This window comes from Massilia sp. GCM10023247, from assembly GCF_042653325.1.
Lineage (GTDB): Bacteria > Pseudomonadota > Gammaproteobacteria > Burkholderiales > Burkholderiaceae_D > Telluria.
In genome coordinates this window covers 20,921-39,620 of record NZ_JBHSIB010000024.1, presented here as the reverse complement: position 1 = coordinate 39,620, position 18,700 = coordinate 20,921, and the positions used below count along the sequence as shown (strand labels likewise).

Below are 18,700 nucleotides of genomic sequence, written 5' to 3'. Positions count from 1 at the left end.
CGGCGGGCGGAGCTCAGGCCGCCGGCGCGGCACCATTTGCCCGCGCCCGCTCCAGCAGCAGCGCGCGTTCGCGCGCATTCGCGGCCATGCCCGCGCCGCGTTCGAATTCGATGGCCGCCTCGCGCTTGCGGCCCAGTTTTTCCAGCAAGTCCCCGCGTACGCTCGGCAGCCACTGGTAGCCGGCCAGCGTCCCGCCCTCCGCCAGCGCATCCACCATGGCCAGCCCGGCCGCCGGCCCCTCGGCCATGCCCACCGCCACCGCGCGATTGAGTTCGACCACCGGCGAGGGGTGAACGCGCGCCAGTTGGCCGTACAGGGCCGCGATGCGGACCCAGTCGGTGTGCGCCGCGCTCGGCGCCCGGGCGTGACAGGCGGCGATCGCGGCCTGCAGCTGGTAGGGCCCCGGCTCGCCGCCGAGCTGCTGCGCCCGGCCCAGCGCCGCCAGGCCGCGCCGGACCAGGACGCCGTCCCAGCGGGCGCGGTCCTGATCCAGCAGCAGCACCGGTTTGCCGTCCGCGTCCACGCGCGCCCGCGCGCGCGAGGCCTGCAATTCCATCAGCGCGGCCAGCCCCTGGGCCTCGGGCTCGACGGGCGCCAGTTGCGCCAGCATGCGTCCGAGACGCAGGGCTTCGTCCATCAGCGCCGGACGCATCCAGTCGTCGCCGGCGGTGGCCGTATAGCCTTCGTTGAAGACGAGGTAGACGACTTCCAGCACCGATTCGAGGCGCTCGGACAACTCGTCCTCGCCAGGCAGTTCGAAGGGAATGCGCGCCTTGCCGAGGGTGCGCTTGGCCCGCACCAGGCGCTGGGCGATGGTCGGCTCGGGCACCAGGAAGGCGCGCGCGATCTCGTGCGTTCCCAGGCCACCGAGCAGCTTGAGGGTGAGCGCAACGCGGGCGTCGAGCGAGAGTACCGGGTGGCAGGCGGTGAAGATCAGGCGCAGCAGGTCGTCGCCGATCAGGTCCTGGCGCGCTGCATCGAGGCTGTCGACGAAATCGGGCACGATCAAGGCCTCCTGTGCCTCCAGGTCGAAGCCGATCTGCTGCAGCTTCTCCTGGAACACTTTGTCGCGGCGCAGGCGGTCGAGCGCGGCGTTCTTCGCCGTGCGCATCAGCCAGGCGCCCGGGTTGTCGGGCACGCCGGACGCCGGCCAATGCTCGAGCGCGGCCACCAGCGCGTCGCCGGCCAGCTCCTCGGCCAGGCCGATGTCGCGCACCAGCCGCGCGACGCCGGCCACGATCTTCGCCGATTCGATACGCCAGACGGCGCCGATCGCCTGGTCGACCTCGGCGCGCATCAGGCCGCGGCTGCGCCGTGGGGATCCATCCAGGCCAGTTCCCAGACGTGGCCGTCGAGGTCCTCGAAGCCGTGGCCGTACATGAAGCCGTGGTCCTGCTTCGGGTTCGGCGCCCGCCCTCCGGCGGCGAGCGCCTTGGCGACCAGGGCGTCGACCTGTTCCCGGCTCTCGCACGACAGGCAGGTCAGCACTTCGGTTGCCTTGAAGGCGTCGGCCACCGGCTTGCTGGTGAAACCCTGGAAGAAGCGCTCGACCAGCAGCATCACGAAAATGTTGTCGCCGACAATCATGCAGGCGGCATCGTCGTTGCTGAACTGTGGATTGAAGTCGAAGCCGAGGCTGGCGAAGAAGGTCCTGCTGCGCCCGAGATCGCGGACCGGCAGGTTGACGAAGATTTGCTTGTGCATGGCGATTCCTTTCTGCTGGCGATGGGCCGGGCTCAACGCGTGGTATCCGGGTGGGCCTCGTCGAACGCGTGGAAGCGCTGCAAGGCCTCGGTTTGCGGGAAGTCGTCGAGCTCGAAGATCTGGCGCACTTCGATTTCCGCGTCCTGCCCCTCGCCGCGCGGGTTCGGGAAACGACGGGCCCATTCGAGCGCCTCCTCGGGCGTGCGCACGGCAATCATGCTGTAGCCGGCGATCATTTCTTTCGATTCCGTAAACGGGCCGTCGATCACGCTGCGTTCCTTTCCCTGGTAGCGGATGCGCCAGCCGCGGCTGCTCGGATGCAGGCCGTTGGCGTCGAGCAGGACCCCGGCGCGGGCCAGTTCCCCGTGGTACTCGGCCATCGCATTGAGCAGTTCTTCGCCGGGCATGACGCCGGCTTCGGACTCGGGGCTGGCTTTAACGATGATCATGAAGCGCATGTTCGTTCTCCTGTGGGTGAAAGAGGGACGACCCGGGGGGCGGACGCCCCGCAACAAGCCGGTTCTTGCCGACACGACGAACGGGCTCCATCGAAATCGACACGGCGCGTACGCGTTTTTAAAAATATTTTCAGGTCTCGTAGCATGGGGCCAGCGCCCTGACCTCGACCGTCGCCCATTCGGCGGCCGGGCAGCGCGCCGCCAGCGCCAGCGCCTCGGCCTGCGAGCCCACGTTTACGTGGAAAAAGCCGCCAATCATTTCCTTGGCTTCGGAAAACGGGCCGTCGACGATGCGCGGCTTGCCGCCTTCCAGGCGCACCCGCTGGCCCTGGCTGGAGGGCGCCAGCGACTGCGCGCCCAGCAGCACCCCCTCCGCGGCCAGTTCCTCGCCGTAGCGCAGCATGCGCGCGTAGAGCGCCCGGCCCTCGGCCTCGGTGCGGCTGGCGCGCTGGCCGACCGCTTCGTGGATCAGCAACATGTACGACATCCGAATTTCTCCCTAGATATAGACTCGGCGATAAGACATTGACAAGAGTATGCAACGCGGCGACCAGCCAGTAAAGCACCCGGGACGGCCGCCCGAGCCGGGCGCGCGCAATGGTGCGTGCGCCGGAAACCGCCGAGCGTCGTCCGACACTTCCTACACTGGTGGCGGGTATGCTCCTATTCCCGTTCCTGCCCGTGGCGTTACCATCAAGGAACCGTACATCGACAGGAGGAGGCCAGGATGGCTGAACACAAAGGCAAGGGCACGAAAGGCCGCAACTACGACGAACTGTCCGGGGTCGGCACCAGCAGCGCGGGCGTCACCGGCACGACCGGCAACCTGAACGACGGTGCGCACGACGGCGGCATCGGCAAACCTGCCGCGAGCGACGCCGGCAACCGCGCCGGCAGCCGCCAGTCGGCCGAACCGGACGATGGCGACACCACGCCGGCACTCGGCACCGGCACCCGCTCCCGGACGCGCGGCAACGCACAGGGCGGCGGCCAGAACGGCAGCCTGGGCAAGAGCCTGGACCAGGACGTGATGGGCAAGGAGAATTGAGGCGGCGCTGCTTATCGAGCAAGCCCGGCAGGGCATGGCGCCGCTGCACGCGGCGCACCGAAGACTGATCGGCGGGCGCCCCGGCCTCGGGGCGCCCGCGCGTTTGTGCCCTTGATCATGCGAATACTGCTGCGCACCGTCCTGCTGGCAGGCCTGCTCGCGGGCGGCTATGCCCTGCTCGGTCCCTGGTTCCAGGAGATGCTGTACGCGATGCGGCTGGCATCGATGCCGGCCGCGCAATCGCTGCCGGTACCGGTGCGCGGCGTGGCCCCGCGCGCGCTGCACGACACCTGGGGCGGCGCGCGCAGCGGCGGACGCAGGCACGAAGGCATCGACATCTTCGCCAGGCGCGGCACGCCGGTCACCTCGGCCACCGAAGGCATCGTCATGCGCGTCGGCACCAATCGCCTCGGCGGCCAGGTGGTCTGGGTGCTCGGCCCCGGCGGCCAGCGCCATTACTATGCGCACCTGGACCGCTACGCGGACATCGCCAGCGGCCAGCGCGTGCGCCCCGGCACCATCCTCGGTTATGTCGGCACCAGCGGCAACGCGGCCGGCACCCCGCCCCACCTCCACTACGGCATCTACGAGGCCGGCGGCGCGATCAACCCGTATCCGCTGCTGCGCCAGCCGGCGCTGGCGCAGGCCGAGCCGCCGCCGACAGGGGCGGCGAGCCAGAAACACGGGCGCTGAACGCCCGCGCCCAGCCGGAACGCCCGGTGCGCACGGCTTGTGTTTAAATGAACCTTCCCCCGACTGCTGGAGCTCCGATGCACGCCCCGCCGCCCCGCCCTGCCACGCCCGAGGAACTCGACGACGACACCCTGGCCTTCGTGCGCCGCGTGTTCCAGTACGCGCGCACCGGCGAGGCCGGCGAACTGGCCATCCTGCTCGGCCAGGGCCTGCCCCCGAACCTGCGCAACGAACGCGGCGACAGCCTGCTGATGCTGGCCTGCTACCACGGCCATGCGCCCGCGGCGCGCGTCCTGCTCGAGGCCGGCGCCGACCCAGAGCTCCTGAACGACGCCGGGCAGACGCCGCTTGCCGCGGCCGCCTTCAAGGGCGACGCCGCCTGCGCCTCGCTGCTCCTGGCGTCGGGCGCCCAGGTCGACAATGCCGGGCCGAACGGGAAGACCGCCCTGATGATCGCCGCCATGTTCAACCGGGTCGACATCGCGCGCCTGCTCCTCGAACACGGCGCCGACCCGCTGGCCCTGGACGCGGCCGGCATATCGATCCGCACGGCGGCCGAGAAGATGGGCGCCGTGGATGCGCTGGCCTTGCTCGATGCTAGTGCGGCCGGCGCAGGAACTCGGTAGCGGCGCCCGCCGGCATCGGCCGGCTGAACAGGAAACCCTGGAACAGGTCGCAGTCGCGCTCGGCCAGCGCCAGGTGCTGGGCACTGGTTTCGACGCCTTCGGCCACCACGTGCATGTCGAGCTTGTGGGCGAGCGCCATGATACCGGCGCACAGGTCGGCGTCCTTCGGATCGTCGGCGATGTTCTTCACGAAACTGCGGTCGAGCTTGAGGGTGTTCACCGGCAGCTGGCGCAGGTAGGCCATCGAGGAAAAACCGGTGCCGAAATCGTCGATCGACAGCGCCACCCCGCCGCCGCGCAGCCGGTGCAGGATGGCAATCGCAAGGTCCGGGTCCGACATCATCATCGACTCCGTCAGTTCCATCTCCAGGCAGCCGGGCCCGACCTCGTAGGCGCGCATCAGCTCGAACACGTAATCGGGCAGCGCCGCGCTGTTGAGCTGGCTGGTCGAGAGGTTGACCGAGACCGGGATGCTGCCCAGTCCGGCCTCGCGCCAGGCGGCGATCTGGCGGCAGGCCTGTTCGATGACCCAGCGCCCCAGTTGCAGCAGCAGGCCCAGCTGTTCGGCCAGCGGAATGAAATTGTCGGGTGCGACCAGGCCGACACCGGGGCGGTTCCAGCGGATCAGGGCCTCGAAGCCGGCCACGCTGCCGTCGCGCCGCATCTTCGGCTGGTAATGCAGGGAAAATTCGCTGCCGCCCATCGTCTCGGAGCCCATGGCCACGCGCAGGTCGCGCTCGAGTTCGACCCGGCGCGTCACTTCGCCGCCCAGTTGGGTGGAATAGAAGCGATACTGGTCGCGCCCGCTTCGCTTGGCGAAATACATGGCCGCCTCGGCCCGTCCGAGCAGCGCGGTGGAGTCGTAGCGCGAGCCCTGCGACAGGCTGACCCCGGCGCTGAAGGTGAGGTGCATCGGCCGGCGCAGCACCCGGTAGGGCTGGGACAGGAAGGCGCGCACCTGCTCGACCTGCTGCGCGACCTGGCCGATGGTCGCCGCGTCCGGCAGCGTAAAGGCGAACTCGTCGCCGGACAGGCGCGCCAGGCTGCCGAGGGTGACGCTGCATTGCTGCAGGCGCTGGCCGACGAGCTGGATCAGCTGGTCGCCGATGCCCTGGCCGTAGTTATTGTTGATGAACTTGAACTGGTCGAGGTCGATGATCACGACCGCCAGCCGCGCGCCGCCCAGGGTGGCCATCACCAGCTGCTCTTCCAGTGAGGCCTCGAACATGGTGCGGTTGGGCAAGCCGGTGAGCGCATCGGTGACGCGCTCCTGCTCGAGCCGGATGCGCAGGCTGCGCAGCTCGGTGATCTCGGTCGAGAAGCCGATCAGGCAGGCCGGCAAGCCCGGCAGGCGCAGCGGGATCTTGCGCGAGCGAAAGTGGTGCTTGCGGCCATCGGCGCCGATGACGGTCTCCTCGCGCATGTCCTCGCCGCCGCCCTCCATCACGGCGCTGTCGTATTCGGTCACGCGCGCCGCCAGTTCCGGCGGCATCAGGTCGCGGTCGGTGTGCCCGACCAGCTCTTCGAGCTCGCGGCCATAGAGCTCGAGCACGGGCCGGTTGGCATACAGGTAGCGGCCTTCGAGGTCCTTCAGGTAGATGGCGGCGTCGACGTTCGCCAGCACGGTATTGAGCAATTCGTTGCGCTCGAGGAGCTGCTCGACGACCCGGCGCTGCGCCGTGATGTCGGACGAGATGCCGCACAGGCCGACCACCCGCCGCGCCCGGTCGAACAGCGGCAGCTTCACGGTGCGGAAGGTGCGCCGTTCGCCGCTGCGCAGGTAGATCAGCTCGTCGGTATCGACCTTCTCTCCCCGCAATGCCTGGCGGTCGGTTTCCGGCAGGCTGGAGCGGGCCAGGTCGATGAAGGGCTCGTCGGTCTGGCCGAGGATCTGCTCGGCCGGCGCGCCCAGGGCGGCGGCCAGCGACTGGTTGACGAAGCGGTAGCGCCCGGCCAGGTCCTTGACGTAGAAGCAGGCCTCGAGGGTGTCGACCAGGGTCCACAGATAGCGCAACTGTTCGATGCCGGCGCCGGCATCGTTATCGGTCTGGCGCTCGTGCGCACCCAGCGGTTCTTCCATGCTGCCTCTCCTTGCCAGCGAAACGGCCCTGTCGTGCGCCTCGCGGCCACCTTGACAGTGTAGCGCCATTGCGGGAGTAGCCGGCGCAGCAACGGCGCCGGCCGTTGCCGGCGGCCCGGGCGCCGCGGCCTTACTTGGTCACGGCCAGCACCGTGCGCCGCCCGCCCTTGAAGGTGTACAGGGTAATCGTGCCGTCGCGGATGTCGCCCTTCGGGTCGAACGCGACCAGTCCCGTCACGCCCTTGTGCTCGATGCCGGCGAGGGCCGGCAGGTAGCTGGCCGGGGCGGTCGATCCGGCCTTCGCCATCGCCTGGGCCATCGTCATCACGGCGTCGTAGGCGTACGGCGCGTTGATCTGGACCTCGATGCCGAAGCGCTTCTTGTAGGCGGCGCGGAAATTGTCCATTGCCGCCTTGCCTGCGGCGTCGACGCCGCCGGCCTCGGCGCAGAACACCTGGCCGTCGGCCATCGCGCCGCCCGAGAGTTTATGGATCTCGTCCGAACAGATGCCGTCGCCGCCCATCAGTTTCGTGTTCAGGCCGAGCTGCTTCATCTGGCGCAGCATGGGGCCGGCCACCGAGCTCATGCCGCCGAAGAAGACGAGGTCGGGCTTGGTGGCGCGGATCTTGGTGACGATGGCGTTGAAGTCGGTCGCCTTGTCGTGCGTGAATTCGCGCGCCACCACCTTGACGCCCTGCTGCTGCAGGCCCTTGGCGAATTCCGTCGCCAGGCCCTGGCCGTAGGCGGTGCGGTCGTCGATCACGGCCACACGGCGCGCGCCGACTTCCTTGACGGCATAGCGGCCCAGCGCCCGTCCCAGCTGGACGTCGTTGGCGACCACGCGAAACGCCGTGTTGAAGCCCTGCTGGGTGTATTTCGGGCTGGTGCTCGAGGGAGAGATCTGGGGAATGCCGGCCTGGAAGTAGATCTTCGAGGCGGGAATCGTGGTGCCCGAGGTTTCATGGCCGACCACGCCGTTGACCCGGGCGTCGACCAGTTTTTGCGCGACGCTGGTCGCCTGTTTCGGGTCGCCGCCGTCGTCCTCGGCCATCAGTTCGAAGCGCACCTTCTTGCCGCCGATCAGCATACCGCGGGCGTTCAGGGCTTCGATCGCCATCCGGGCGCCGTTTTCGGTGTCCTTGCCGAAATACGAGACCGGACCGGTGACGGCGGCCGAGTGGCCGATCCGGACGACTTCCTGGCCCGTGGCCAGGCCGGCGGCCGCGAACAACAGGGTGGCGGCGACTGCTTGCTTCTTCATGCATTCCTCTTGATGGGTGACGGCGGCGCCGGCTTGCCGCCGGCGCAAAGAATCCACTATATCAAGGATGAGCCGGCCGCGTCATGTACAGGGCCAGCGCCGGATAGCTCGCCAGCGCCTGGGCCGCCTGCGGCGCCGGGCAGGCCGCGGCCCGGTAGCCGAGCTTTTCCCAGAAGCGCTGCGAATCCTGCACCGAGACCAGCGCGCACCAGGGCAGCGCCTCGCGCCGCGCCAGCTGCGCGGCGTGCTGCGCCAGCCGGCGCGCCAGGCCCTGTCCGGCGGCGCGCGGCGACACCGCCAGGTCGTGCAGGTAGAGCGTGTCGGGCGCGCCGGCCGGCGCATACGCGGCGCCCAGCGGCGTCACGCTGCCGAGCAGGCTGCGATAAGCGAACAGGTAGCCGAGCAGCGCGCCGCCGGCCACGGCGGCGAAGGCCGTGTCGCCGGCCGCCGCCAGCCGCGCCCGGATCACCGCGGCCGGCTCCTGCATGGCCGGGCCGTAGCATTCGGCCTGGACGCGCAGCACGGCCTCGAGGTCGTCGTGGGAAAGGGGGCGGATCAGAACGCGGTCGGGATGCATCGGGCAGGCTGGGTTGAGGTCGAGCCCGTTATCCTAATGCTTCGGCTGCGGTTTGCCCAGCAGGCGCGCGCAAAGCAGCGGAGCAGGACCCGGACCCGGCCGCACGATTGGCGCGCCGGCCCGGCGCCGGGCCGGCTTGCGGCATACTGGCTGCATCGGAGGATCACCATGACCAGCAAGCGACCGGCCCCCGCGCAAGCCACGGCGGCCGCCGCAGCCGCCGCAGCCACTACGGAACCGCGCCTGCGCACCCTGCTCTATCGTTTCATCTTCTTCGACTGGCTGTTCGCCGACGTCGGCCGCGCGCGCACCCCGATCGAGCGCCACGCCGCGCTCCAGCACAACCGCCGCATGTCCCGCTACCTGCCGGTCTACCTGCGCCGCTGGTCTTTCCTGACCGTCTTTGCCTTCGCCCTGGGCTGCCTGGTCGAGCGCGGCCTGGGGGCTGCCGTGCTCTCCGCGTGGTTCTTTACCTGGTCGTGCATCGCCGCGACCGGCGCCGTGGTGATCGCGGTGGCATGGATCTTCCTGGCCCAGCCGCAGCGGCCTTGACCTGCCGGCAAGCGAACCCGGCACAGCGGACGCGGCTGCCGATATAATGATGAGCATCCGCACAAGCACGCCATCCTGGAAACGCATATGAAGAAAGCCCTGTCCCTGCTGCTGTTGGTGTCCGGCCCCGCACTGGCCGATGATGCCGCCGTCCTCGCGTGCCGCGCCCTGCCCGACGCGGCCAGCCGCCTTGCCTGCTACGACGCGATGCCGGTCGGCGCCGCGCCCGCTGCGCCGGCGGCCGCCCCGGCAGCCGCGCCCAGGGCGGCAGCGGCGGGCGCGATTACCGGCTTCGGCAGCGAGACGGTGAAGAAGAAGGTCGACGAGTTGCCGAAATCGATGGAAAGCACGATCGTCGGCGAGTTCGACGGCTGGGGTCCGAACACGCGCATCAAACTGGCGAACGGCCAGGTCTGGCGCGTCATCGACGACAGCTCGGCCGTGCTGCCACGCCGCAGCAACACCAGGGTGCGCGTCGAACGCAACCTGTTCGGCACCCTGTTCCTGAGCGTGGAAGGAAGCAATAACTCGGCCAAGGTGCGCAGGATCGAATAACAGGTAGACGCTCCAAGGCAGGACGGCGCGCCGGCCGGCCCGGCGCTCGCAAGCTGTACTCCAGAGAGGCAGCGATGAAGAAAAGCGAAACGCGGCGCCAGGTGATCCTGCAGGCCGCCACCGAAGTGTTCGCGGAATCGGGCTTCGACCGCGCCTCGATGTCGGACATCAGCGCGCGCGTCGGCTGCTCGAAGGCGACGCTGTACGGCTACTTCGGCTCCAAGGAAGCCCTGTTCCTCGAACTGGTCGGAGAAGCGACCCAGGCGCTTCTGGACGCGGCCCAGGAGGCATTGTCGCCTCCCGCGCCCGATGCGCATGCCACGCTCGAGCGTTTCGCACTGGCCTACCTGGCGCACGATTTTTCGCCGCAGGTCGTCGTGCTGCGCCGCATGCTGGTGTCGCAGGCCGGACGCCCCGGTTTCGAAGGCGGCCATTACGACCTCGGCGCGGCGCGCACCATGGCGCTCCTGACACGCTTCCTGCGCGGCGAGATGGACGCCGGGCGCCTGCGCAAGGCCGATCCGGCGCGCGCCGCCCTGCACCTGAAGGGGCTGCTCGAAGCGGAGTGGAGCCGGCGCTACCTGTTCGAAACGCCGCCGGCCCTGACGCCGGAACAGATCGCGCGCACCACCGCCAGCGCGCTGTCGATCTTCATGGCCGCGTATGGGCCCGCCGGGCGCAGGCGCGCCAGCGCCAACCGGCACCTGGAACAGGCATGATGGCACACGAACGAGACGCACGTGAGACGCACATGAGACGCAAACTTACCAGGATCGGCACCGCCCTGCTGCTGTGCGCGCCCTTGTCCGCCCTGGCCGCGGACCTCGCGCGCGGCGAGCGCCTGTTCGGCTCGCGCTGCGCCTCCTGCCACAGCATCGGCCCCTCGGCGCGGGCCGGCTTCGGGCCGCAACTGAACGGCCTGTTCGGCCGCCGCGCCGGCAGCACGCCCGACTACCCCTATTCGCCGGCCATGGCCAGGTCGGCGCTCGTCTGGACCGACAAGACCCTGGCCGCCTTCCTCGATTCGCCATCCGACGTCGTGCCCGGCACCAAGATGCGCTTCTGGGGCATGAGCAACGAGAGCCAGGTTGCGGACCTGCTGGCCTACCTGCGCAGCCACCAGGGGACCAGGGCGCGCTGAGCGCTCAGCGCTTCCTGCCGTGCAGCGCCTGGCGCGAGCGCTTGCGCTCCTCGGCCTGCGCGAAGCGCCGCTTCTGCTCGTCCGTCTCCGGCAGCAGCGGCGGATCGCGGGGCATTACTTTCAACACAGCAATTTTTAGCCAGACTCACCCGAGCCGGAAGCTGCCCTCGGCGGCCAGCACGGCGCCGCAATACAAGGCGTAGGTGCCGGGCACGCTGCCGTGCGCCAGCACCACGCCGGCGCCGAGCGGGATGGGCGAGCGAAAGCGCACCGAAACCGCCGTCACGCGCTGCCCGGACAGCTGCTCGAGCCGGGCGCAGGCCTTGCCTACCGAGTGCATGCCGTGGATGATCGGTTCGCGCAGGCCCATCAGGCGCGCGGTCCAGCCGGCCAGGTGGATCGGGTTCCAGTCGCCGGAGACCCGGGCGTAGCCGCGCCCGGCCGAGCGCGCCAGCGTCCATGCACCGATGGTTTCCGCCGCTGCAGCGGGCTCCGGCGCCGCCGCCCGCTTGCCGCGGCGCCGGCCGCGCACGGCCAGGTAGGTGCTGCTGCAGGTGAACACCAGCGCCTCGCCGCACCATCCCTCGGTGGCGAGCGCGCAGTACACGGCGCCGGACGCGCCTGGCGGCAGGATGTCGATGCGGGTGGACAGGCGCAGCTGGCCGCCCGGTGCGGCGCCGTGCAGCTCCAGGGCGTTCTCGACGTGGACCATGCCGGCGATCCGGTACGGGAAAGCCGGCCCCAGCATGGTCGCCAGGTGGGCGCGCTGGACCATCAGGTAATACCAGGTCAGCGGGGTCGAACCCGGCGCGAATCCAAGCGCGGCGTTGTAGCGCTCGACGCCTTCGCGCCCGGCAGCCTCGGCCACGAATTCGGAGGCCAGCGGCGCGGGTGGCGCCGCCTGCGGCGGCCGCGGGCGCTTGAACAGCGCGCGCAGCAGCAGGCCGGCGCCCGGCGGCGGCAGGCATGGGGGCGCCGATTGCCCCTTGTCGAGCGAACGAAACAAGTATTCCTCCCTGGATGACCGAACAAGTATCGCTTCTTCGCCGGTACCGCAATATTCGCGACACCAAAAAGCTGTGATTGGCTGATAATACTGCCTGACGACGCACTACCGCACTGTCGCGCACGCACTGATGCATATTTCGTATCCCGGAGAACGTATGAGCAATGACCGCCAATCGACCCTGTCGATCCAGAAAAGTTTGATGCCCCTTCCACCCGCCGACCGCTCGGCACTGTTGCAGAATCCCGGCTTCGGCCGTGCGTTCACCGACCACATGGTCACGATCCGCTACACCGAAGGCCGCGGCTGGCACGACGGCAAGGTCGAGGCGCGCGGCATGCTGCCGCTCGATCCGTCGACGATGGTGCTGCACTATGCGCAGGAAATCTTCGAAGGCCTGAAGGCCTATCCGCAGCCGGACGGCGGCGCCGCCCTGTTCCGCCCGGAAGCCAATGCGCGCCGCTTCCGCAATTCCGCCACCCGCCTGGCGATGGAGCCGCTGCCGGAAGAGCTGTTCCTGGAATCGGTGCACGCGCTGGTCTCCGAAGACCGCGACTGGATCCCGCAATCGGAAGGTTCCGCGCTCTACTTGCGCCCCTTCATGATCGCCGCCGAAGCGGCGCTGGGCGTGCGTCCGGCCAACGAATACCTGTACTGCGTGTTCGCCTCGCCTGCCGGTAACTATTTCAAGGGCGGCGCGGCCGGCGTGACGCTGTGGGTGTCCGAGAACTACATCCGCGCCGCGCCCGGCGGCACCGGCGAGGCCAAGTGCGGCGGCAACTACGCGGCCAGCCTGGCGGCGCAGTCCGAAGCGACCCGCGAGGGCTGCGACCAGGTGGTGTTCCTCGACGCCGTCGAGCGTAAATGGGTCGAGGAGCTGGGCGGCATGAACATCTTCTTCGTGTTCGCCGACGGCTCGATCCAGACGCCGCCGCTGACCGGCACCATCCTGCCGGGCATCACGCGCGATTCGCTGATCGTGCTGGCGCGCGACCTGGGGCTGACGGTGCGCGAAGAGCCGTATTCGATCGACCAGTGGAAGGCCGACGCGGCCAGCGGCCGCCTGGTCGAGGCCTTCGCCTGCGGCACCGCGGCGGTGGTGACTCCGATCGGCAAGGTCAAGGGCAAGGGCTTCGAGGCCGCCATCGGCACTGGTGACGCCGGTCCCGTGACCACGCGCCTGAAGTCGGCCCTGCTCGACATCCAGAACGGCCGTGCCGAAGACAAGCACGGCTGGATCCAGCGCGTGTTCTAAGCGGATCCGCCCGGGCAGTACGCGCGTACTGCCCGGATATCGTCGGTCTTCTTTCCCGTCCCTTGCACCGGCTTTTGTTTCCTTTTCGCAACAAATGCCGATCCCGCTTGTGCCAAGATAATTGCATCTTTATCATGCCTGTCACCCGGCGGCGCGATCCTGCGTCCGGTACGACAACAACGACGACGACATGAACAATCTTGCACTTGCAGTCACCCTGGCAATCGCCTCGCTCGGCGCCGCCCAGGCCCAGGAACCAGTCCCGGCAGCGGCGCCGGTACCGGGCTACGTGGTGGTCGATCCGCTGGCCAAGCCGCTGCGCTTCGTGATCGGCGCCGGCCTGACCCATGGCGGCGACAAGCTGGCCACGCAGTACTACGAGGAGGATTTCAGCATCGACCTGAACGGCGGCGACAGCATCGCCCTGCTGGCGGGCCTCGATTACCGGATCAACCAGCAGTTCTCGGTGCAGGGCACCATCGGCTATCACTTCGACGACGCCAGCGCCCGTAACGGCAGCATGCGCTTCGAGCGCATCCCGCTCGAACTGCTGGGTTACTACCACGTCAACGACCAGGTGCGCGTCGGCGGCGGCATCCGCCATGTGACGAACGCGGAATTCCGCAGCGGCGGCGCGAGCGACATCGGCGACTACCGCTTCGACGACTCGACCGGCGCCGTCGCCGAGCTGGAGTACATGTACTCGCACCGCATCGGCTTCAAGCTGCGCTGGGCCAACGACGAGTTCAAGGAAAAGCGCTCGCGTATCCCGGTCAAGGGCGACCATCTCGGACTACTGGTGAACTTCTACTTCTGAAGCCCCTGGCAGCGGCCTGGTCGAACGGCTTACGCTTCCCCTGCCTGCAGCGCCTCGCCGATGGCATAAAAATGGCCGCCGGCCACGTGGTGGATGCTGCGCCACCCGGCTCCGGCGTCTTCGTAATGCCAATGCCCGTCGCGAAACACCCGGTCGTCGGCCCAGGCCGCCACGACTTCGCCGATGAACAGGTCGTAGGCGGCCTGGTTGTGCGGTTCCGGGACCAGTCGGCACTCCAGCCAGGCCGCGCAGCCGGCAACGAAAGGCAGCGCGTCGGGGGCATCATGCGCGCCCAGGCCCAGCAGTTCGACCCCGGCCTCGCGCAGCTTGTCCGGCGCCTCGGCCAGGCTGCGCGTGCCGACCGCGTGCGTCAGTGCGAGCAGCCTGGCGGTCGGCACCTGGATCACGAAGCGTCCGCTGGCCTCCACCAGTGCGCGGGTGCTGGTCGCCTTGTCGAGCACGACCGTCAGCTTGGGCGGCGCGAAGTCGAGCGCGCAGGCCCAGGCCGCCGCCATGACGTTGTCGACGCCTTCGTGCCGGCTCGATACCAGCACCGTTGGCCCGTGGTTCAGCAGGCGGTAGGCTTTCTCGAGCGGGACCGGCTGGATGTGTTGCTGCATCGTTGGCTCCAATTTGGGGGGGACGCGGCGGGTCAGCCGGCCGCTTGCCCGCCCTGCGCGAGGCGCGCCAGTTCGGATTCGCTGAAGCCGGCGCGGCGCCGCGCCTCGAGGTTGAACGGTCCTTTCAGGACCGGCGCCTTGTACCGTACGACGAGTTCGTCGTAGGTGGCGCGCGGTTCCAGACCCTGCTGCGCGCACAGGAAGCCGTACCAGCGGTTGCCGATCTCGACGTGCCCGACCTCGTCGCGCAGGATGATGTCCAGGATGGCGGCCGCATCCAGGTCGCCGGCGTGGGCCAGCTTGGCGCGCAGCGGAGGAATCGCATCGAGCCCGCGCGCCTCCAGCGTGCGCGGCACCAGGGCCATGCGTGCCAGCGCGTCGCCGCGGGTTTTCTCGACCATTTCCCACAGGCTGTCGTGGCCGGGAAAGTCGCCATAGGCATAGCCCAGCACCTTCAGGTGCCCGGCCAGCAGCGAGAAGTGGTACGCCTCCTCGGCGGCCACCTGCAGCCAGTCGAGGTAGTAGGCCTCGGGCATGCCGGGAAAGCGCCACAAGGCGTCGAGCGCCAGGTTGACGGCGTTGAACTCGATGTGGGCGAGCGCATGCACCAGCATGGCGCGGCCTTCGACGGTCGCCATCGAGCGCCGGCCGACCAGGCGCGGCGGCACCAGTTCCGGTCGCGCGGGGCGGCCGGGGATGCTGCCCGTGGTGTCGAGCACGGCCGCGCGCTCGACCCTCGCCCTGCCCTCGGCACGCGCACGCACCAGCGCAGCGACGGCATCGGCCTTGGCGCGCGGGTCGGTCAGCAGCAGGCAGTCCAGGGCTGCGGCGCGCAGTTCGATCGGGTGAGACATGGGCGATCCATCGGGGCAAAGGCGGCAGTGTAGCAAAAACCGGCGCCGCGCCGGCGGCCTCCTTCCTGTCGGGAAACTTTACAGTAGGCACATGTAATTTCTTGCATAAAACACCAAGCTGCTGTTTTGTAAGGATATTTACTTTATGGCACGAAACGTGCTTATAGGTAATCATCCTTAATAACAACTCATCATCCTGGAATGAAACTTTCGACTTCGATCATCGCTTCCCTCGCCTTCGCTGCCGCAGGCGCTGCCAACGCCACGCTCGTGACCGCGTATGACAATTTTGATGGCACCGATTCCGGCTGGAAGCAGGGCTGGACCCTCGCCGGCAGCAAGAACCCGGCCACGGCTCCAGCCAAGATGCTGAACTCGGCCCTGGTCTTCAGCGGCAACAGCGACAACGCGGCAGTGCGCAAGCTCGACACCCGCCAGTTCTCGGACGTGTTCGTGGACTTCACCCTTACCTACACGGGCACCCTCGGCAATAACGACTTCCTCGCGCTGTGGTTCGGCAATTCGGCCGGCCCGAACATTGGCATGAAGGCCAACTGCGACGGCGCCTGCACCAACGACCTGTTCGTGCGCACCTCGGGCACCACCGGCACTTACCTGCCAGGCAGCGACCTGCTGTCCGGCGTCAGCTATCAGGTATCAGGCCACCTGTACAAGTCGAAGCCGGGCGCGAATCACTATTACGACAGCTTCGAGGCGTGGTTCAAGCCAAGCGCAGCCGACCTGGCACCGACCATGATCAAGGCGAAGTTAGCCAACAGCAATGTCAAATCCTTCGATACCCTGGGCTTCCGCACCGCAAACATCGACAACAAGCTCACGATCAGCGTCGACAACCTGCGCGTCGCGAATGTGCCGGAACCGGGCAGCCTGGCACTGATGGGCCTGGCTCTCGCGGGCCTGGCCGCGGCACGCCGCCGCAAGCGCGCCTGATCTGCATCGCATTGCATCGAAGCCTGGCTCTGCCAGGCTTTTTTTTTGGCGCTGCTCCCGTTAAGTACGGAATCTTCGCCTAGCACAATTTCTCTCGCGCACAATTGTGCGTTGGCGAACACACAACGCTTTTGTGAAGTTTTCAAAAATAAATTTGTGACAGATATGTGCACGTTTGACCTGTGTTGACAGTGCCGAAATACTCATCAGGCGGCACACGGAAATGCCGTTTTTCACCAGCGCATCCCAATAACAACAGATCAAGAGGAGCATCGTCGTGAGTACAAACCGCCGTCGTTTTACCCTTGTTGCAGCACTCGTCATGGCTTTGGGCGCCCAGGGCCCGCTCGCCAGCGCCGCCGTCACCGGCATCCTGCCGGGCACCACCGGCACGCTCGGCGCGCTGGCCGCGGCGCGGATCGACTCGCTGTTCGCCCAGGAGTTGAACCAGCAGTTGACCAACGTCTATTACGACGTCATCGTCGTGTTCGACAAGAAGGAAAGCGCCTCGCGCCTGTCTACGCTGGCGCGCAAGGTCAAGACCTACAAGGTCTTGCCGATGGCGCGCGTACTGCTGACCCGCGACCAGATCCGCCAGGTGGCAGGCTGGCCCGAGACCCGCTTCATCGAGCCCAGCCGCAGCCAGCGCCTGTTCAATGCCGAAGGCCGCGTCATGACCCGCGCCGAGGAGGTGCAGAAGGTGCTCGGGCTGGACGGCAGCGGCGTGACGGTCGCGATCATCGACACCGGCGCCGACGGCCTGCATCCCGATCTCGTCAACGTCAAGAAGAACTACGCGGTGGCGGGCGCGCTCGGCAGCGACCCGAAGGTCTACGTCTCGCTCACCCCGGACGGCATCGACGTCGAGACGGCGATCGTCGAGCGCCATACCGACCTGCTCGGGGCGAAATGGAACACCGACGAATACGGGCACGGCACCCATTGCATCGGCACCATCGCCGGCACCGGCGTGGACTCCGACGGCAACCTGCGCGGCATGGCGCCCAAGGCGAACATCATCAGCTACGCCACCAGCACCGGCATCAACCTGCCCTTCACGCTGGAAGCCTACGACCACGTGATCGCCAGCGTGCGCGACGGCGAAGCCGACATCCGCGTGCTCAGCAATTCCTGGGGCAGCTCGTCCTACGAGCCCTTCAACCCCAACCGCTCGACCAACGTCGCCTCGCGCCTGGCCTACGAGCAGGGCATCCTGTCGGTCTTCGCGGCCGGTAACGACGGCCCCAGCCCGAACACCATGAACCCGTATTCGAACGCCCCGTACGCGCTGGGCATCGGCGCCACCAACAAGGCCTACGGCATGGCCGGCTTCTCCTCGCGCGGGCGCCCGGACGGCAACCACGACCGCGAGCTGGCGCTGGCCAACCTGCAGTCCTTCCTGGCCGCCGGCGCCGAGGAACAGGCCGCCTGGGACCATGCCGCGCGGCCGCTCGGCATCGACCGCCCCGCCATCGTGGCGCCCGGCGAAAACATCGTCTCGGCGCAGAACCCGGTGCATCCGATGACGGCCAGCGGCACCAACTACGGCGCCGCATCCGGCACCTCGATGGCGACGCCGCACGTGAGCGGGATCGCGGCCCTGGTGCACCAGGCCCAGGACGTGCGCGGCGGGCCGCGCCTGGCGCCGCTCGACGTGATCCGCCTGCTGGAAGTGACCGCCAACAAGGCCGTCATGCAGGGCTACGACACCTTCGACGCGGGCGCCGGCTTCGTCGACACCCGCAAGGCGGTCGATGCGGTCAAGGCCGGCGCCATCCCGCACGCCGTCACCGATGACGACCTCGTGCACTTCAACCCGGGGCCGATGCGGGTGTCCGGCGGCACCTATGCCGGCTCGGCGATGTTGAATTCGTTCCAGACCAATGCCGGTTACGGCCTGCACAAGATCACCGTGGAGCCGGGCGCCGTCAAGCTGTTCGCAGACGCTTCGTGGGCCCTGGAAGCGAACAACCTGTACATCAGCCTGTACGCTCCCGGGGTCGACCCCAGCACCGGCGTCAACTTCGCGGCCCAGTCGGCCGGGCTGACCACGGTCCAGAAATACCGCTCGGTCGAAGTCAAGTATCCGCAGGCGGGCGAATGGCATGTGCGGGTCGACGGGCGAGTCAACCTGGTCTCGACCGATTACACCGGCAAGTACGAGGTGACGGTGCCGGACAACGTGCCGCCGACCGCCGCGCTGACCGTCAGCGCCACCAAGGTGAGCAGCGGCCAGCCGGTGACGATCAACGCCAGGGTCGCGGACGCGAACGGCGTGTCGACAGTCCAGGAGGCGCGCGTGCAGGTCGTCACCAGCAGCGGCAAGGTGCTGCACAGCTTCGACAAGTCGGCTTTTGCCCGGCAGGGCGAGGCGCTGGTGTTCGCGAAAGCGGTAACGTTGTCGGGCAAGGGCCCGTGGACCGTCGAGGTGCGGGCGGCCGATGCCGACGGCCAGCAGGCGGTCAAGCAGGCCACCATCGGGCGCAAGTAAGTAGCAAGTAA

21 protein-coding genes are annotated in these 18,700 nt (G+C 68.3%); 11 read left to right on the top strand and 10 right to left on the bottom strand.

All coding sequences use genetic code 11. From position 1 onward, the window contains the following. Positions 1–13: 13 nt before the first annotated feature. From ACFPAH_RS19370 to ACFPAH_RS19355, 4 genes are all read right to left on the bottom strand, one after another. Complete coding sequence (locus tag ACFPAH_RS19370) at positions 14–1,297, bottom strand: RNA polymerase sigma factor (RefSeq protein ID WP_379748576.1); 1,284 nt, start codon at positions 1,295–1,297, stop codon at positions 14–16. Further along, positions 1,297–1,704: a VOC family protein gene (locus ACFPAH_RS19365; RefSeq protein ID WP_379748574.1), complete on the bottom strand. Its 408-nt coding sequence runs from the start codon at positions 1,702–1,704 to the stop codon at positions 1,297–1,299. The genes ACFPAH_RS19370 and ACFPAH_RS19365 overlap by 1 nt, the downstream gene beginning before the upstream one ends. A gap of 32 nt (positions 1,705–1,736) precedes the next feature. Beyond that, the gene (locus ACFPAH_RS19360; protein ID WP_379748572.1) at positions 1,737–2,162 is read right to left on the bottom strand and encodes a YciI family protein; all 426 of its coding nucleotides are present in this window, start codon (positions 2,160–2,162) and stop codon (positions 1,737–1,739) included. A 130-nt stretch (positions 2,163–2,292) separates the two neighbouring features. Beyond that, the gene (locus ACFPAH_RS19355; RefSeq protein ID WP_379748570.1) at positions 2,293–2,649 is read right to left on the bottom strand and encodes a YciI family protein; all 357 of its coding nucleotides are present in this window, start codon (positions 2,647–2,649) and stop codon (positions 2,293–2,295) included. Between the two features lie 240 nt (positions 2,650–2,889). On the opposite strand from ACFPAH_RS19355, the gene ACFPAH_RS19350 reads away from it, so the two are divergent. From ACFPAH_RS19350 to ACFPAH_RS19340, 3 genes are all read left to right on the top strand, one after another. Beyond that, entirely contained in the window at positions 2,890–3,210 is a 321-nt protein-coding gene (locus ACFPAH_RS19350; RefSeq protein ID WP_379748568.1) for a hypothetical protein, read from the top strand. Positions 3,211–3,327: 117 nt separating this feature from the next. Beyond that, positions 3,328–3,903: a M23 family metallopeptidase gene (locus tag ACFPAH_RS19345; RefSeq protein ID WP_379748566.1), complete on the top strand. Its 576-nt coding sequence runs from the start codon at positions 3,328–3,330 to the stop codon at positions 3,901–3,903. A gap of 77 nt (positions 3,904–3,980) precedes the next feature. After that, positions 3,981–4,529, top strand: coding sequence for an ankyrin repeat domain-containing protein (locus tag ACFPAH_RS19340; protein ID WP_379748564.1), 549 nt, complete (start codon positions 3,981–3,983; stop codon positions 4,527–4,529). Here ACFPAH_RS19340 and ACFPAH_RS19335 read toward each other — a convergent pair. From ACFPAH_RS19335 to ACFPAH_RS19325, 3 genes are all read right to left on the bottom strand, one after another. Continuing rightward, positions 4,501–6,609, bottom strand: a complete 2,109-nt coding sequence (locus ACFPAH_RS19335; RefSeq protein ID WP_379748562.1) for a putative bifunctional diguanylate cyclase/phosphodiesterase — start codon at positions 6,607–6,609, stop codon at positions 4,501–4,503. The two genes, ACFPAH_RS19340 and ACFPAH_RS19335, sit on opposite strands and share 29 nt — an antisense overlap. Before the next feature lie 130 nt (positions 6,610–6,739). After that, complete coding sequence (locus ACFPAH_RS19330) at positions 6,740–7,870, bottom strand: branched-chain amino acid ABC transporter substrate-binding protein (protein ID WP_379748560.1); 1,131 nt, start codon at positions 7,868–7,870, stop codon at positions 6,740–6,742. Between the two features lie 61 nt (positions 7,871–7,931). Next, positions 7,932–8,447, bottom strand: coding sequence for a GNAT family N-acetyltransferase (locus tag ACFPAH_RS19325; protein WP_379748558.1), 516 nt, complete (start codon positions 8,445–8,447; stop codon positions 7,932–7,934). 168 nt (positions 8,448–8,615) lie between these two features. Here ACFPAH_RS19325 and ACFPAH_RS19320 point away from each other — a divergent pair, with 168 nt between their 5' ends. From ACFPAH_RS19320 to ACFPAH_RS19305, 4 genes are all read left to right on the top strand, one after another. Then, positions 8,616–8,999: a hypothetical protein gene (locus ACFPAH_RS19320; protein ID WP_379748556.1), complete on the top strand. Its 384-nt coding sequence runs from the start codon at positions 8,616–8,618 to the stop codon at positions 8,997–8,999. Between the two features lie 87 nt (positions 9,000–9,086). After that, positions 9,087–9,554, top strand: a complete 468-nt coding sequence (locus ACFPAH_RS19315; RefSeq protein WP_379748554.1) for a hypothetical protein — start codon at positions 9,087–9,089, stop codon at positions 9,552–9,554. 74 nt (positions 9,555–9,628) lie between these two features. Continuing rightward, positions 9,629–10,273, top strand: coding sequence for a TetR/AcrR family transcriptional regulator (locus ACFPAH_RS19310; protein WP_379748552.1), 645 nt, complete (start codon positions 9,629–9,631; stop codon positions 10,271–10,273). A 32-nt stretch (positions 10,274–10,305) separates the two neighbouring features. After that, positions 10,306–10,695, top strand: coding sequence for a c-type cytochrome (locus ACFPAH_RS19305; protein WP_379748550.1), 390 nt, complete (start codon positions 10,306–10,308; stop codon positions 10,693–10,695). 145 nt (positions 10,696–10,840) lie between these two features. Here ACFPAH_RS19305 and ACFPAH_RS19300 read toward each other — a convergent pair whose 3' ends face one another. Beyond that, entirely contained in the window at positions 10,841–11,701 is an 861-nt protein-coding gene (locus tag ACFPAH_RS19300; RefSeq protein ID WP_379748548.1) for a MaoC/PaaZ C-terminal domain-containing protein, read from the bottom strand. 157 nt (positions 11,702–11,858) lie between these two features. Here ACFPAH_RS19300 and ACFPAH_RS19295 point away from each other — a divergent pair, with 157 nt between their 5' ends. Both ACFPAH_RS19295 and ACFPAH_RS19290 read left to right on the top strand, forming a co-directional pair. After that, positions 11,859–12,956: a branched-chain amino acid aminotransferase gene (locus tag ACFPAH_RS19295; RefSeq protein WP_379748546.1), complete on the top strand. Its 1,098-nt coding sequence runs from the start codon at positions 11,859–11,861 to the stop codon at positions 12,954–12,956. Between the two features lie 190 nt (positions 12,957–13,146). Further along, a complete protein-coding gene (locus ACFPAH_RS19290) occupies positions 13,147–13,773 on the top strand; it encodes a hypothetical protein (RefSeq protein WP_379748544.1) in 627 nt (208 codons plus the stop codon). A 29-nt stretch (positions 13,774–13,802) separates the two neighbouring features. On the opposite strand, the gene ACFPAH_RS19285 is transcribed toward ACFPAH_RS19290, so the two are convergent. Together ACFPAH_RS19285 and ACFPAH_RS19280 are read right to left on the bottom strand one after the other, a co-directional pair. Beyond that, positions 13,803–14,393, bottom strand: coding sequence for a flavin reductase family protein (locus ACFPAH_RS19285; RefSeq protein ID WP_379748542.1), 591 nt, complete (start codon positions 14,391–14,393; stop codon positions 13,803–13,805). A gap of 32 nt (positions 14,394–14,425) precedes the next feature. Next, positions 14,426–15,247: a ferritin-like domain-containing protein gene (locus ACFPAH_RS19280; RefSeq protein WP_379748540.1), complete on the bottom strand. Its 822-nt coding sequence runs from the start codon at positions 15,245–15,247 to the stop codon at positions 14,426–14,428. Positions 15,248–15,448: 201 nt separating this feature from the next. On the opposite strand from ACFPAH_RS19280, the gene ACFPAH_RS19275 reads away from it, so the two are divergent. Together ACFPAH_RS19275 and ACFPAH_RS19270 are read left to right on the top strand one after the other, a co-directional pair. Then, the gene (locus ACFPAH_RS19275) at positions 15,449–16,198 is read left to right on the top strand and encodes a PEP-CTERM sorting domain-containing protein (RefSeq protein WP_379748538.1); all 750 of its coding nucleotides are present in this window, start codon (positions 15,449–15,451) and stop codon (positions 16,196–16,198) included. 277 nt (positions 16,199–16,475) lie between these two features. Next, positions 16,476–18,689, top strand: coding sequence for a S8 family serine peptidase (locus ACFPAH_RS19270; RefSeq protein WP_379748536.1), 2,214 nt, complete (start codon positions 16,476–16,478; stop codon positions 18,687–18,689). The last annotated feature ends 11 nt before the right edge of the window (positions 18,690–18,700 follow it).